Source organism: Mycolicibacterium vinylchloridicum, from assembly GCF_013404075.1.
Lineage (GTDB): Bacteria > Actinomycetota > Actinomycetes > Mycobacteriales > Mycobacteriaceae > Mycobacterium > Mycobacterium vinylchloridicum.
Window position 1 is genome coordinate 112317 of the sequence record NZ_JACBJQ010000019.1, and the last position, 14727, is coordinate 127043.

The window sequence follows — 14727 nt, forward strand, 5'->3', positions numbered from 1 at the left end:
TCGAAAACCGAATGGACGATTGGGAGGCCCGGGATCTGGTTCGCCGCCTGCGCAAACACGCGGGCATGACGTACGCCGCCGAAGCCGGGATCAGCCTGCGCGACGCCCCGATGCCGCTGTTCCAACTGTTGGTGCTGTGCATGCTTGCCAGCAAGCCGATCGACGCCACCATCGCGATGCGGGCGGCCAGGGAACTGTTTCACGCGGGGCTGCGCACACCGAACTCGGTTCTGACCGCCGAGCGGTCTACGATGATCGAGGCAATGGGCCGGGCGCGCTATGTGCGCTACGACGAGAGTTCGGCCTCCAGGCTCACCGACCTGGCCAACCGGGTCGACACGGACTACCGCGGCGACCTCCGTCTGCTGGCCCGGATCGCCAAGCCCGACGCCCGGGAGGCCAAAGTGCTGCTCAAGCAATTCGCCGGAATCGGCGACACCGGAGCCGATATCTTCCTGCGTGAGGTGCAGGACGTATGGCCTTGGGTCCGGCCGTATTTCGACAAGCGGGCACTGGACACCGCGAAGGAGTTGGGGCTGCCCAGGGACGCGAAAAAACTGGCTACGCTCAGCGGGCGGGCGGTCGCCCCGCTGGCCGCCGCACTGGTGCGGGTCTCCCTCGACGACGACATGCGCGACGTGATCGGTTGACGGCGTCGACCGTCCGCATCGGCACGTCGGGATGGTCTTACGACCACTGGGACTCGGTGCTCTATCGCCCCGGGCTGCCGGTAGCCAAACGGCTGGCCCGCTACGCCGAGGTCTTCGACACCGTCGAACTCAACGCCAGCTTCTACCGCTGGCCCAAGGACGCCACCTTCGCAGGCTGGCGCACCCGGTTGCCCGCCGGATTCACCATGACTGTCAAGGCCCACCGTGGCCTCAGCCACTACCGGCGACTGAACTCGCCCGAAGAGTGGGTCGAGCGCATCGAGCGCTGCCAACGAGCCCTTGGTGACAAGCGGGAAGCGGTTCTGGTGCAACTGCATCCCGATCTCGAGCGCGACGACGCTCGATTGGAGCACTTCCTCTCCCTGGTGCCGGCCTGGATCAGGGTGGCCCTCGAGATGCGTCACCCGTCCTGGGATCACCCCGTGGTCTACCAGGTACTCGAAGCGCACCGCGCCGCCTACGTCGTGATGAGCGGGCCCGGGTTGCCCTGCGTACTGCGCGCCACCACGGACTTCGTCTACGTGCGCATGCACGGCCCCGACACCGCCCCCATCTATGCGGGCGACTACACCGACGACGACCTGCGGTGGTGGGCGGAGCGGATCAGGCAGTGGCAGGACCAGGACCGGCGGGTGCTGGTCTACTTCAACAACGACGGCCAGGGTCACGCCGTCCGCAACGCGCTGCGGCTGCGTGAACTAGTCGGTGGCTGAGTCCGGATCGAGGATTCTTTTGCGGGCCGTGGCGAATTCGGCATCGGTCAGATCGCCGCGGTCCCGCATGGTCTTCAAGGTGTGCAATCGCTCGGCGACCTCGGGCTCGAGATCGTCGGGCTGCGGCGCCGCCCGCAGGATCGGCTCGTCCTCGATCAGTTCGATGTGGTCCGGCCGATTCGGGTCGATACGAACCGCCACCCGGTCCTCAGACTCGGGAACTTCGCCGAGGAGGAATGTCCCGGTCAGTCGGGCCTCGTAAGACGGTGCGCCATCGGATCGTTCAATGCTCAGCCGCAGCACACGGCGTCCCGCGTCCTTGTTGACCACGACGTTGAACACCGGCCTGATCACCTCGAGCACGACACCGGTGCCGCGCACCCCGTCGCGCCGCAGCCGGTCCACCTCTGCGACGCCCCGCAGCAGCCACGCCGTGTAGCCGACGACCACCGCGGTCCACAACACCAGCCACCACAGCGACAGCGGTGCCGTCCAATAGGCAGCCCAGGGAATCATCGACGAGATGAACCATCCCAGCATCACCGGGCGCGGCGACCGGCGCGAAATCATCAGGAACACAACGAACTGTGCGACATAGCCGACCAGCCACACCCCCAGCACCCGGCCGGTGGCCGCCGCTGAACCGACGTGCTCCAGCATCTTGGTGCCGATCACGGCAGGCACGATGATCAGCACGTACCACAGTGCCGAGAGCTTCGCGATCGTCCGCCACATCACCCGGCCACGGTATACCCCGGTCACGCCCCCACGACTTCGCAGTCCAGGGCAAGCACCGTGATCAGCCCGGCGGAACCGTCGACACGGACCCGCATGCCCGAGCACAGCCTCGCGCTGCCGTCGGTGACACCGGCCACGAACGGCACCCCGATTTCGGCGGCGGCGCCGGCCACATCCGACAGGGCGGATCCGGTCTCGGTGAGCACTGCGGCGGGCGTCCCGAACAGCGGGACGGATTCGACGTCGGCGGAGGCGATGACAGCGATGTCGTCGGCCTGCAGGCCTGCGTCGGCTGCCGAATCGAGGACCCGGACGGTGCCCTCCACGATGCCGGGAAACAGCCCCGTCCCCTGCAGCTGGTCGTCGACCTGTGCGGTGCCGGGCCTGGCCACAGACGTCCATGCAGAGTCGATCACCGTGGGGAGCCTGATGGCCTGCAACCGTTCCCGTTCGGCGATTCGGCGCTTGATCCGCAGGCGGCTGTCGGCTGGTGGAAAGAGGGCTTCCTCGACGGTCAGGTAGAAGACGTCGCCGGGTGCCGTGAGCTTGTCCTCGGCCACCAGTCGCCGGCCCAATTCCCGTACCGCAAGCCGAAGTTGGTGGGTGAACCGCATCGTGGTGTCATACGCCAGTGCCCGGCACGCTTGTGCGCCGGTCGGTGTCGGCTGGTCCTCGTACCGTGACGTACTCGGCACCCGCGCCGCCGCCGCGGTGATCGCGTCGGGCCGGTCGGCAAGCACGCAGGCGGCGAGCTCGACCGCACCCGGGCCGCGGTGCCCTACATGGGCCAGGGCGGCATCGAATGCCGTTGCGAGCATCGGCGCCGCGGTACGTGCGGCCGCCACGTCGCCGGCTTCCAGTGCGGTACGCGCATAGGGATGCGCACGCAACACTCGCGCCAGTGAGTCGATCTCGGCGCGGATACTGACCGTCTCCCCCGCGCCGTCCAGTTGCGCGGGGGCCGCCTCGGCCAGCAGCAGGGCGAGCGCAGACAACACCCAGCCTTCGTGAACCCTGCTGCGCAACATACGGATTCGCGCACCCAGCTGGGCGTCCCGCAACAGCACGAGCTTCTCAACGCCGCGCCGCTCGGTGTCAGCGGCGTCGCGGTAGGCGCGCAGGTGCCGGCCGTACATCCGCGCCGAGGAGGTCAGGCGGTTCGTCGCGAGGCTGCCCGTGATCGAGGCGAGCAGACCCTGCGCGGCCGGCTCGCCGGATGCGCCGCGCAGACGGTGCGCCAAAACCGCAGCACGACTGGGGATTCGGGGCTCAGCAGCCGCGAGGGCCGATGCGCCCAGATAGATCCGATGGCCGAAAACCGCCACCAGCCGGTTTTCCCACTCGCCGCCCACCGCCCCGCGCAGGTCCAGTAATTGAGACAGTGCCCGCCCGGCGATGCGCAGGCCCGGCAGGTGCAGATCCAACGACATCGGGGTGAGCGGTCCGGCGGCTTGGTGTAGTGGGCTGGCGACGAACATCGGGAACCGCGGGTCCACGTGGTCGTCGAACTCGCCGTCGGTTCCATCGGATGCGGCGGGTCGCACGCCGGCGCCGACCGCCCGTGGAACGGCAGAGACCGGCATCGGGATTCGGCCCGGGACTGCGACCGCACCGCCCGGTCCCATCCTGCGACCCTGCAGCCCGCGTACCGTATCGATGACGGCTTCGCTTGCACCCCAACCGCATTCGAAGTCCCACTGGGTTCGCAGGGGTTCAAGATCTAAAGGCGGGAACAGCCGGCGCCAGCCCGGGACCCCGCGCACCTTGGGTCGCGGGTCCGCTCCGCCGAGGATCCGGTGCGCGGATGTCGCTGTGATGGTGTCGGCGGCGGCCAGGTCGACCACGCCGGTGCGGTCGGTGCCCGCGGCAAGGACCAGAAATCGGATGAGGTCGTCGACGTGTAGCACCCGCAGTGGCTCCGTGGCGTCGGTGTCCAGCAGTGCCGCGACCGACCGGCAGACCAGGGCATCGGCCTGGCGGCCCAGCGGCGCGGCGATGCGCACCACCAGGTTCGGGGCCCAGCCGGTGCTGACGAGGTCTTCGGCCTGCTGCCAGGTGTCCGGGGCAATCAGGGACAGCGACGGGAAGACGATCCGGGCACCTCCTCGCGCGGCGGCGTCGCAGATCCTGGCCACGTCCGCACACCGGGTCGTGTCGGGCCCCTCGGCCGGCAGATCGATGACGACGTCGGCGTGCTCGGCCAGCCGGTACAGGGCCGGGTGGGACAGGGCTGCGCACACAAAGGTGACGCCGGGATCGAGGTCACGGTGGGGCCGCTCGGCGATGCCGTACACGTCGTGGCCGGCGGCCAGCAAGCTCTGGGCGAGGGCACGACCTAGCTCTCCGGTGACCTCCGTGAGCAGAATCTGCATGCCAGGCCCTACTTCCCCCGTCCTGCTCCGACGAGAATAGGCAGGTCCGGGCGAAAATATCGACCTTTGGGCGGCTGCCCAAACAACATCCGGGGTGGCGGCTGCCCAAACGACATCCGGGGTGGCGGCTGCCCAAACAACATCCGGGGTATGCCTCAGGACAGGGTGGCCCGGCCGTCGGCGTGCACCCGCACCTTGGCGCCCGCGATGTCCTCGGCCACAGTGACCGCGGCAGCGTCGGGATCCGCGATGAGGGCCATGGCCCGGGCATCGTCGCTGGTGCGCACTGTCAGGTACGCCTTCTCCGGTCGCCCGTCGCGGTCGTACGGCGTGGTCCAGGACTCCACCGTGCCCTCGCCGTCGAATTCGACGACCGCGGGGCGGGTGGGCTCGCGGTCGACCTCCGCCTGGACGTCTTCCCAGCGGAACGGGGTCGGCGGTGGCGTGGCGCTGTAGACGCCGAAGCTGTGTTTGGTGAGGTAGCCGCCGTTGGCGGTGATCAGGCCGCGGGCGGCCGGATTGGCGCGCAACAACCCGGCCATGGTGGCGATCGAGTGCATGACGTAGTTGTTCCACGGCCCGCCGGCGAAGGTGAGCCCACCGGTCACCGTCAACCGCCGCTGCGGGTCGTCGGTGGGCAGCCCCAGCTCGTTGGCCGCCACCTGCACCGCCGATGGGAAGCACGAGTAGATGTCGACGTGGTCGAGATCGTCGATCCCGACGCCGGCCAGTTCCAGGGCGCGGCGCCCGCCGATCCGGATCGCCGGCGAGCGGTGCAGTTCGTAGCGTTCGGACACCGCGTAGGTGTCGTGGGCGTCGGTGCCCGCATACGGAAACACCCACTGATCGCGCGGGATCTGCAGGTAGGTCGCCTTCTCGGCCGAGCACAGGATGACCACCGCGGCCTGATTGACCATGTTGTTCGAATTCATCAGCTTGGGATAGGGCCAGCTGATCATGCGGTTGTCCGGGCCGGCCAGCCCGACCTGTTCGGCGGTGCGCGCGTCCCGGCTCCATGCGTTCGGATTGGCCGCCGCCACCTCGCTGAACCCTGCCCACAGTGCGGAGATCCGGCGCTGGTGCGCCTCGACGGACTCCCCGTTGGCGATCCGCAACGCCTGCTCGAACAGCGGGTAGACGAACGAGGGCCGGTCGAGCCCGATGCGGTCTTCGGCCGGACCCGACATGGGTACGTCCTCGCCGCCGGGCGGCACCGCTACGGAATCGTCCTGGCGGGTCCAATCCGGTTTGATTCCCTTGGCGCGCAACCGCATCCGGGTACGCCAGGTCTCCCCGCCGGCGAGCAGAACGACCTCCGCACGGCCGTTCTGGATGTCCAGGCAGGCCTGGTTCACCAGCGACTGCGGCGTATTGCCGCCGACTCCGGTGTATCGAGTCGCAGCTTCCGGCGCACCGAGTCGCTGGCCCAGCAGCAGGCCGGGATCGCGGTAGCGCCACGAGAGCAGGTTGACCACGCGGATCGCGTCGACTGCCTGCAGCACCCGCGGGTCGGCAGCCTCACGCGCGGCCGCGGCCATCAGGTCGACGGGCTCGATGTCGGCGTCGTCGTGCTGGTTGACCTGTCCGGCCGCGACGAGTACCGGCGTCCGCGGATCCATGGACGGCCCCTTTCGAAAGTCATGGCGCTATTTGACGGATGTCAAAACCTAGCAGGCCGTGTCAGGATGTCGCCATGACGGTGGTTCTGGTGCACGGTAATCCGGAGACCGACGCGATCTGGGGCCCGCTGGTCGCCGCACTGGGTCGCGACGATGTGGTGCGGTTGTCCCCGCCGGGATTCGGGGCGCCGCTTCCCGCGGATTTCCCGATGACCTATCTGGCGTACCGGGATTGGCTGGAAGCCGAGCTCGAACACGTCGAGGGCCCCGTCGACCTGGTCGGCCACGACTGGGGCGGCGGCCATGTGATCAACCTCGTGATGCACCGCCCGGAACTGGTGCGCAGCTGGGCCAGCGATGTGCTGGGCATCCTGCATCCCGACTACGTCTGGCATGACATGGCGCAGGTGTGGCAGACCCCGGGTGCCGGCGAAGAACTGGTCGAGGCGATGATCGGCGGCTCGGTCGACGACCGGGTCGCCCAGCTCGTGGGGCTCGGGATACCCGACGACGTCGCCGCCGAACTGGCCGTCGCACAGGGTCCGGAGATGGGCCGAGCCATCCTGGCGCTGTACCGCTCGGCCACCCAACCGGCGATGGCCCAGGCGGGACGGTCGCTCGGCAACGCCGCGGCCCGCCCCGGGCTCTCGCTGCTGGCCACCGAAGACACCTACGTCGGCAATGATGACCTGCGCCGGGAGGCTGCCGCGCGAGCGGGCGCCCGCACCGAGGTGCTCGACGGTCTCGGGCACTGGTGGATGCTTCAGGATCCCGAGCGTGCGGCGCAGGTGCTCGCCGATTTCTGGGGCTCGCTGAACTGAACCGGGGCGGCCCCAGGGTTTGTTCGGGGGCTCTGCGGGTACGCGGAGTTGTCCCCTAACAAGGAAGTGAGGGCCGGATGGGTATCGGTTCGAATATGTTCTCCAGGGCCGCAATGACATTGGTCGGTGGAGCTGCGGTGCTGACGTTGGCCGTCGGTTGCGGAGGCAGCGGCGATTCCGGTAATTCGTCGACGTCGACCACGACGACGACACCTACCACGACCGAGATGACCACGACCACCAGTCCGACCGACACCATGGCTCCCGCTCCCGGCGGCACCGGTACTGCGCCCGGCGGCGTGACGGGCACGGCACCCGGAGTCTCCGGTGGCGCCGGACCGGGTGGTGTCAGCGGGTCGGCCCCAGGCGTCGAGGGCGGCGCCGGGCCGGGTGGTGTCAGCGGGTCGGCCCCAGGCGTCCAGGGCGGCGCCGGACCCGGCGGTGTCAGCGGATCGGCCCCAGGTGTCCAGGGCGGCGCCGGACCCGGCGGTGCCGGTGGCTGCGTCAACGGCGTCGGCTGCATCGGCACCGGGTAACTCCGGCTGGGCCTGTGGCCACGTGTGACACGCATCCGACCACAGTCGTGTCACACGTGGCCACTCAGCTTTCGGCGGGTCCGACCCGGTAGATCGACTTGAGCGAGAAGAACGCCTCGAGCCCCTCGGGCCCCAGCTCGCGGCCGATGCCGCTGGCCTTCACTCCCCCGAACGGCGCCCGGAAATCCAGCTGATAGTCATTGATTCCGACGGTTCCGGTGCGCACCGCCCTGGCCACCTCGGTGGCCCGCTCGTCGTCGGTCGACCACACCGTTCCGGCCAGCCCGAACTCGCTGTCGTTGGCCAGCGCGACGGCCTCGTCGTCGCTGTCGTACGGGATCACCGCGAGCACGGGGCCGAAGATCTCTTCCTGCGCGATGCGGTCGCCATTGTCGACGTCGGCGAAGACCGTCGGCGAGACGAACCAGCCGCGGTGTTGATCTGCCGGAACCGAGCCGCCGACAACGAGTTTCGCCGAGCTGCTCTTGCCCGATTCGATATAGCCAAGTACCCGATCGCGCTGACGGGCACTGACCAACGGGCCGATCTCGGTCGACGTGTCCAGTGGGTCGCCGACTTTCAGCCCGCTCACCATGGTGACCAGCGCATCCAGCACCTCGCCGTAGCGCGATCGCGGCGCCAGGATCCGCGAACTGAGATGGCAGGTCTGGCCGTTGTTCACGAACGAGGCCGTGCGCAGTCCCTTCATCGTGGCATCCAGATCTGCGTCGTCGAGAATGATCGCCGCGGACTTCCCGCCCAGCTCCAGCGTGACCGGCCGGAGCAGCCTGCCGCACACCTCACCGATCGTGCGCCCGGCGGCGGTCGAGCCGGTGAACGTGACCTTGTCGACGCCGGGATGGGCCACCAGATAGGCGCCCGCGGCCGCGCCGCCCGGCACGATATTGAGGACACCGGCAGGCAGCCCGGCTTCGGCGGCGGCCTCGGCGAACACCAAGGCATCCAACGCCGTCTCGGGCGCGGCCTTCAGCACCACCGTGCAGCCGGCCGCCAGCGCCGGGGCCAGCTTGAACGCGGCCAGCGCCTGCGGGTAGTTCCACGGCACGATGGCGGCCACCACGCCGACGGCCTCACGGCGCACAACGGTGTGCCCGATCATGCTCGGACGGATCTCCTCGATCGGCGTCTCGGTGATCAGCTGGGCGTAGTAACGCACCAGCGCGGCCGGGAACCGGCCATTGGCCCCGCGGGACAACGCCATCGGCATGCCGTTCTCCCGGGTCACCAATTCGTCGGTGCCTTTTGCGCGCCGGTCCAGGGCGGCGGCGAACGTGGCCAGCAGCTCCGCGCGGTGATCCGGTGAGGCGGACTGCCAGGCGGGCAGCGCCACCCGTGCCGCGGCGACCGCGGCGTCGATATCGGCTTCGGTGGCGCTGGCGCCGTCACCGAGCGGTTCGCCGGTGGCCGCTTCGATCACCGGCTGCACCTGCTCGGCGACTCGGAACTCGCCGTCGATGAAAATCTTTGCCGCCGTGCTCATCTGGTCACTCCTGTGGTTTCGGTGTCGCCTGCGGATGTGAACAACACCCCGTCGGCGATCAATTGATCGATGTCATCGTCGGCCATGCCCAACACATCTCGGCAGATTCGGCGGGTGTCGGCACCGGGAAGCGGCGCGGGGCGTTGCGGGGCAGGCGGAATCTGGCGGTAGGGCGCCGGGCCCGCCTCGGTGCGCAGTGGTCGATCGAATAGCGGATGTACCATGTCGCTGAACACATTTCGGGACGCAAGCTGCGGCTCGTCGGGTAGGTCGCCGGCCCGGTACATCGGGCCGGCGGGAACCCCGGCGGCCTGAAGCGCCTCGGCGGCCTCCAGCGGCGACCGATCCGCCACCCAATCGGCCAGGGCAGTCTGCCCGGTCACCGACGCGATCGCCGCCCGATGGGCATCCGACACAGACACCACACACCACTCATCGTCACCGGCGCACGCCAGCACCAGGTTCGCAGTCGGATCCGGATCGACCCGATGCTGCCCCGTCGCCGCGGCGGCCAGCGTGACATACAGCGTGTCGAGTTGATTGATGACAGCTTCGGCCTGGGACACGTGGATACGGGCACCGACGCCCTCACGCGCCCGCCGGATCAGCCCGGCAAGGGCGCCGATCGCGCTGATCCTTCCGACGACATGGTCGGGGAAGATCGTTGTCGCGTCATAGAACGCGTGCCGCGCGGCGGGGGCGGGCGGCTCCTGCGACGTCCACAATCGGGTCACCCCGATGGTGGCCCGCACCAGCGGGCCGTAGCCCATCCGCTTGCTCCACGGGCCGGTGTCGCCGAAAGCGCTACTTTCGGCAAGCACCAGACCAGGATTGAGCTCCTGTAGCCGCTCATGGGAAAAGCCCAGTGCGGGAAGGGTTCCCGGCTTGAAGTTGGCGAACACGGCATCCGATGCCGAGACCAGGCGGCTGAACACCTCGGCACCGGCCGGAGTACGCAACTCCAGGCCAAGGCCCAGATTGTTGCGATGCGCCCGGGCGAACGCCTCGCTGATCTTCTGATCCGGGCCCTTCTGGCGCAGCCCGTCGGGATAGCTCGAACTCTCGATCTTGATCACCTCGGCGCCCAGGTCGGCGAACAGCCGGCTGAGCTCTCCGCCCGCGACAATGACGCCCAGATCCAGCACCCGAATCCCCTGCAGCGGCCGGTCGCCGATGCGACCGGTCGCTCCGGGAGTGAATTGTGTTGACTGCCAACGCCTATCGGTGGATTCGAGGCCGGGCGCCGGGGTGCGGTAACCGGCGTGGGTGCCGTCGACCACCCAGTAGCCGACCGGGACCCGGGCGGGTACACCGGCTGCCAGATCGGTGTCGAGCAGGGCGCCGACCTCGGTGAGGTGTTCGGAATCCAATGCCTGCGACGGAGCAAGGACGGCGGCGATCGGCACCCCGTGCGCCTGACCTTCGGCCACCAGCTGCTTCATCGTCCGGTCGGCGAACAATGCCGCCATCAACTGGCTCAGTTCGCCGAATGCCTTCGTACGGGCCGCGATCGAGTCGAACCGGGGATCCTGGAACTGCTCGGGTTCCCCCAGCCACGCCCGCATGCCGTGCCACTGTCGTGGCGCCAGCACGCAGAGCCGGACGTAGCCGTCCCGGCACGCGAAGATCGGATAGGAATCCTGGTTGCGCGGCCTGCCGCGCCACCCCGAGGCCGAGTTGCGGGCCGTCGCGGCCTGACCCTGGGTGCCGAACGGCGGATCCAGCGCCAGGACCACCGCGTCGAACCGCGAGAAGTCGACGTAATCGCCTGTACCACAGCGTAATCGATTAAAGTATGCTACCAGTACAGCCCAGGCTGCCTGTACCGCGGCGGTGGCCGACGCGATGCCGGCCGGGGGCAGCACCGGTGTGCCGCTGGTTGGGCCCGAGCGGGACAGTGCCGACGACATCGCGTAAAGCACGGCATCGGTGGCCCGCCAGGATGCGTGCGGACCCTGCGTCCCGAAATCGGTGACCGACATGGTCACCAGCGCCGGGAACCGATCGGCCAGCTCGGCGCACGACGTCCCGAACGCCGCGCTCAGTCCGGGTGTGCCGCTGTCGACGACGATGTCGGCACCCGCGGCCAGTTCGAAGAACAGCGCACGGTCGGCCTCATCGGTGGGATCGAGGACAGTGCCGCGCTTGTTGGCGTTGTGCAGGGCGAACGGGACGCTGACCCCATCCAGGGTGGGCCGGGCCAGACGAGCTGGGCTGCCGCCCGGCGGTTCGATTTTGACGACGTCGGCGCCGAGATCGGCCAGCAGCCGGGTGACCCCGTCACCGGTCTCGTCACACAGGTCCAGCACCCGCAGCGAGGCCAGCAGAGCTCCCGTCACGAGACGACCGCCAGCAGCCGCTCGACCCACTCCAGCTGGGTGTCGGTGTCGGTGACGACGTAGAGGGTGTCGACAAACGCGTCGGAATAGCCGTTGTCCTGCAACGTTTTCACCGCATCCACCACCGTTTCGATCGGCGTTTCCGGCGCGACATTGATCCGGACGTGCGTGGCGATGGCCGCGGGGTCACGCCCCGCCGCGTGCGCTGCCCTGTCGATCGTTCGGCGCTGGGCGGCCAGCCGGTCGATGCCCACGTCGCCGGGAACGCCGGCGACGGCCAGCCAACCGTCGGCGCGGCGGCCGATGCGCGCGAGGCCGGCCGCCGAGAAGGCACCCAGATAGACCGGCGGGTGCGGCTGCTGAACGGGTTTGAGGCTCACCCACGACGGCGGGATACGGTGCTGGTCGCCGTCGAAGGAGACCGGATCGGTGGTCCACAACGCGTCGAGGGCGTCGAGGATCTCGTCGAGCTGGGCGCCCCGTCGGGCGAACGAAGCACCGGCCGCCTGGTACTCCTCCGGTGACCACCCGATCCCGAACCCGGCCAGCACCCGCCCGTGGCTGACCACGTCGAGGCTGGTCAGTTGCCGGGCCAGCGGTACCGGCGAATACCAGGGCGCCACCAGTGCACTGAACCCCAGCCGAGCCGAGGTCGTCACCGCCGCGGCGACCGCCACCGCGGTGAACGGATCCAGGCTCGTGCGGAAGTTCAGCGGAACCGTGTCCCTGCCACCGTAGCCGACCGAGGGCTCCACCGCGGCCAGCAGCCGATCGCCCACCCACAGGCTCTCAGCACCGAGTTGCTCGGCGGTCGAGGCGAATCGGGCCAGCTCGGCATGGGCGGATTCACCGAATTGCGGCAACGCGAAGCCCAGCATGTCGGTCAGCGTAGTGGAGCGGTCCGTGAACAAATGGTGCCCCGGAGGCGCGGTCGCGCCGATCGGCGTTTGATGGGGACATGAAGTCGATAAGCGAAGAGACCATCGCCCAACTCGACGGCTGGTGGCGTGCCGCCAACTACCTCTCGGTCGGTCAGATCTATCTGCTGGACAACCCGCTGCTGCGGTCGCCGCTCACGCGCGACGACGTGAAACCCCGACTACTGGGTCATTGGGGCACCACTCCCGGGCTGAACTTCCTCTACGCGCATCTGAACCGGGTGATCAAGGAGCGCGAGCAGTCGACCATCTATCTCACCGGTCCCGGCCACGGCGGCCCCGGGCTGGTGGCCAACGCCTACCTGGACGGCACCTACACCGAGACCTACCCCGACATCACCGAAGACACCGAGGGCCTGCGCCGGCTGTTCCGCCAATTCTCCTTCCCCGGCGGGATCCCGTCGCACGTGGCCCCCGAGACCCCCGGTTCGATCCACGAGGGCGGTGAGCTGGGCTACGCACTGTCCCACGCCTACGGGGCGGCCTTCGACAATCCCGATCTGTTGGTGGTCGCGGTCGTCGGCGACGGCGAGGCGGAGACGGGTGCGCTGGCCACCAGCTGGCATTCCAACAAGTTCGTCAACACCGCCAATGACGGTGTGGTGCTGCCGATCCTGCATCTGAACGGCTACAAGATCGCCAATCCGACAGTGCTGGCGCGCATCCCCGAAGACGAATTACGTTCTCTGATGGTCGGATTGGGGCACCAACCGTACTTCTTCGAGGTGCCCGACGACGGATCGACCGATCACGCCGACGCTCACCGCCGGTTCGCCGCGCTGCTCGATGAGGTAATGGACCGGATCGCCGAGATCAAAGCCGCGCCATCCGAGGAGCGACCCGCCTGGCCGATGATCGTGTTCCGAACCCCCAAAGGCTGGACCGGCCCGGCCACCATCGACGGCAAGAAGACCACCGGTTCGTGGCGGGCCCACCAGGTCCCGCTGGCCAGCGCCCGCGATACCCCCGAACACCTGCAGGTGCTGGCCGACTGGCTGGCGTCGTATCGGGCCGGGGACCTGTTCGACGCCGACGGCAAGCTGGACCCGGCCATCGCGTCACTGGCGCCGGCCGGCCAGCTGCGGATGAGCGACAACCCGCACACCAATGGCGGATTGCTGCTCAAGGATCTGCGGCTGCCGGACTACCGGACCTTCGGCGTCGACGTTCCCGCGCCCGGCGCCACCGTCGCCGAAGCCACCCGGGTCCTCGGCCGGTGGCTGACCGAGGTGATCCGGCTCAACCCGGACAACTTCCGCATCTTCGGGCCCGACGAGACCGCGTCGAATCGTCTGCAGACCGTCTTCGAGGTGACCGACAAGCAGTGGAATGCCGAGTTCGTCGGGCCCGAGGTCGACGAGCATCTGGCCCGCGCGGGCCGGGTGATGGAAATGCTGTCCGAGCACCAGTGCCAGGGCTGGCTCGAGGGTTATCTGCTGACCGGCCGCCACGGGCTGTTCAACTGCTACGAGGCGTTCATCCACATCATCGACTCGATGTTCAACCAGCATGCGAAGTGGCTCAAGGTGACCAACCACATTCCGTGGCGGCGACCGATCGCGAGCCTCAATTACCTTTTGTCCAGCCATGTTTGGCGCCAGGACCACAACGGTTTCAGCCATCAGGATCCCGGATTCATCGACCACGTCGTCAACAAGCGGGCCGAGGTCGTGCGGGTGTACCTGCCACCGGATGCCAACACGCTGCTGTCGACCTACGATCACTGCCTGCGCTCCCGCCAGTACGTCAACGTCGTCGTCGCCGGCAAGCAGCCGCACCCCAACTTCCTCACCATGGACGAGGCGATCGCGCACTGCACCCGGGGACTGGGCATCTGGGAATGGGCGGGCAACGAGACCGTCGGGCAGAACCCGGACGTGGTGATCGCCGCTGCCGGCGATGTGCCGACACTGGAGGCGCTGGCCGCCGTCGACCTGCTGCGCCGGCACCTGCCCGAGCTGCGGGTCCGCTTCGTCAACGTGGTCGACCTGATGCGCCTGCAGGACGACACCGAGCATCCGCACGGGCTGTCCAACCGGGACTTCGACATGATCTTCACCCCGGACAAGCCCGTCATCTTCGCCTACCACGGCTATCCCTGGCTGATCCACCGGTTGACCTACCGCCGCAGCAACGACAGCCGCATCCACGTCCGCGGCTACAAGGAGGAGGGCACCACCACGACGCCGTTCGACATGGTGATGCTCAACGACCTGGACCGCTACCACCTCGTCATCGACGTGATCGACCGGGTGGAGACGCTGCAGTCGCGGTGCGCCACCCTGCGCCAGCAGATGGTCGACAAGCGCCTCGAGGCCCGCGAATACACCCGGGCCTACGGCGACGACATCCCCGAGGTGCGGGACTGGGTGTGGCCCGGTGCCCGTGGGGCTGCGGTGACGGGTGCTCTGGATGCCACCGTCTCCACCGGCGGAGACAACGAATAGCAACCGAGGCAATAGCAACTGATCAGGCTATT

Annotated in this window: 11 protein-coding genes; 5 read left to right on the top strand and 6 right to left on the bottom strand. The window is 68.5% G+C overall.

The features are described from left to right. Positions 1 to 11 precede the first annotated feature (11 nt). Positions 12 to 650, top strand: a complete 639-nt coding sequence (locus tag HPC46_RS17675) for an endonuclease (protein ID WP_179472173.1) — start codon at positions 12 to 14, stop codon at positions 648 to 650. Beyond that, positions 647 to 1384: a DUF72 domain-containing protein gene (locus HPC46_RS17680; protein WP_179472175.1), complete on the top strand. Its 738-nt coding sequence runs from the start codon at positions 647 to 649 to the stop codon at positions 1382 to 1384. The genes HPC46_RS17675 and HPC46_RS17680 overlap by 4 nt, the downstream gene beginning before the upstream one ends. Here the strand turns inward: HPC46_RS17680 and HPC46_RS35545 are convergent. From HPC46_RS35545 to HPC46_RS17695, 3 genes are all read right to left on the bottom strand, one after another. Then, positions 1370 to 2146 carry an SHOCT domain-containing protein gene (locus tag HPC46_RS35545; RefSeq protein ID WP_179472177.1) on the bottom strand — a complete coding sequence of 259 codons (777 nt, stop codon included), beginning with the start codon at positions 2144 to 2146 and terminating at the stop codon, positions 1370 to 1372. The two genes, HPC46_RS17680 and HPC46_RS35545, sit on opposite strands and share 15 nt — an antisense overlap. Further along, positions 2143 to 4494: a PEP-utilizing enzyme gene (locus HPC46_RS17690; protein WP_179472179.1), complete on the bottom strand. Its 2352-nt coding sequence runs from the start codon at positions 4492 to 4494 to the stop codon at positions 2143 to 2145. The genes HPC46_RS35545 and HPC46_RS17690 overlap by 4 nt, the downstream gene beginning before the upstream one ends. 155 nt (positions 4495 to 4649) lie before the next feature. After that, positions 4650 to 6113 carry an acetyl-CoA acetyltransferase gene (locus tag HPC46_RS17695; RefSeq protein WP_179472181.1) on the bottom strand — a complete coding sequence of 488 codons (1464 nt, stop codon included), beginning with the start codon at positions 6111 to 6113 and terminating at the stop codon, positions 4650 to 4652. A 74-nt stretch (positions 6114 to 6187) separates the two neighbouring features. On the opposite strand from HPC46_RS17695, the gene HPC46_RS17700 reads away from it, so the two are divergent. Beyond that, positions 6188 to 6934 (top strand): alpha/beta fold hydrolase, encoded by a 747-nt coding sequence (locus HPC46_RS17700; RefSeq protein ID WP_179472183.1) that lies wholly within the window; start codon positions 6188 to 6190, stop codon positions 6932 to 6934. Positions 6935 to 7011: 77 nt separating this feature from the next. Continuing rightward, the gene (locus HPC46_RS17705) at positions 7012 to 7470 is read left to right on the top strand and encodes a hypothetical protein (protein WP_179472185.1); all 459 of its coding nucleotides are present in this window, start codon (positions 7012 to 7014) and stop codon (positions 7468 to 7470) included. Positions 7471 to 7534: 64 nt separating this feature from the next. Here HPC46_RS17705 and HPC46_RS17710 read toward each other — a convergent pair whose 3' ends face one another. From HPC46_RS17710 to HPC46_RS17720, 3 genes are read right to left on the bottom strand one after another with little or no spacing between them, the layout of a single operon-like run. Next, on the bottom strand, positions 7535 to 8971 hold the full coding sequence (locus HPC46_RS17710) for an aldehyde dehydrogenase (RefSeq protein ID WP_179472187.1): 1437 nt from the start codon (positions 8969 to 8971) through the stop codon (positions 7535 to 7537). Then, the gene (locus HPC46_RS17715) at positions 8968 to 11310 is read right to left on the bottom strand and encodes a CoA transferase (RefSeq protein WP_179472189.1); all 2343 of its coding nucleotides are present in this window, start codon (positions 11308 to 11310) and stop codon (positions 8968 to 8970) included. The genes HPC46_RS17710 and HPC46_RS17715 overlap by 4 nt, the downstream gene beginning before the upstream one ends. Next, on the bottom strand, positions 11307 to 12188 hold the full coding sequence (locus HPC46_RS17720; RefSeq protein ID WP_179472191.1) for a TIGR03619 family F420-dependent LLM class oxidoreductase: 882 nt from the start codon (positions 12186 to 12188) through the stop codon (positions 11307 to 11309). Before HPC46_RS17720 ends, HPC46_RS17715 begins: the two co-directional genes overlap by 4 nt. Positions 12189 to 12268: 80 nt before the next feature. Here HPC46_RS17720 and HPC46_RS17725 point away from each other — a divergent pair, with 80 nt between their 5' ends. Next, positions 12269 to 14695 carry a phosphoketolase family protein gene (locus HPC46_RS17725; RefSeq protein ID WP_179472193.1) on the top strand — a complete coding sequence of 809 codons (2427 nt, stop codon included), beginning with the start codon at positions 12269 to 12271 and terminating at the stop codon, positions 14693 to 14695. Positions 14696 to 14727: the final 32 nt, after the last annotated feature.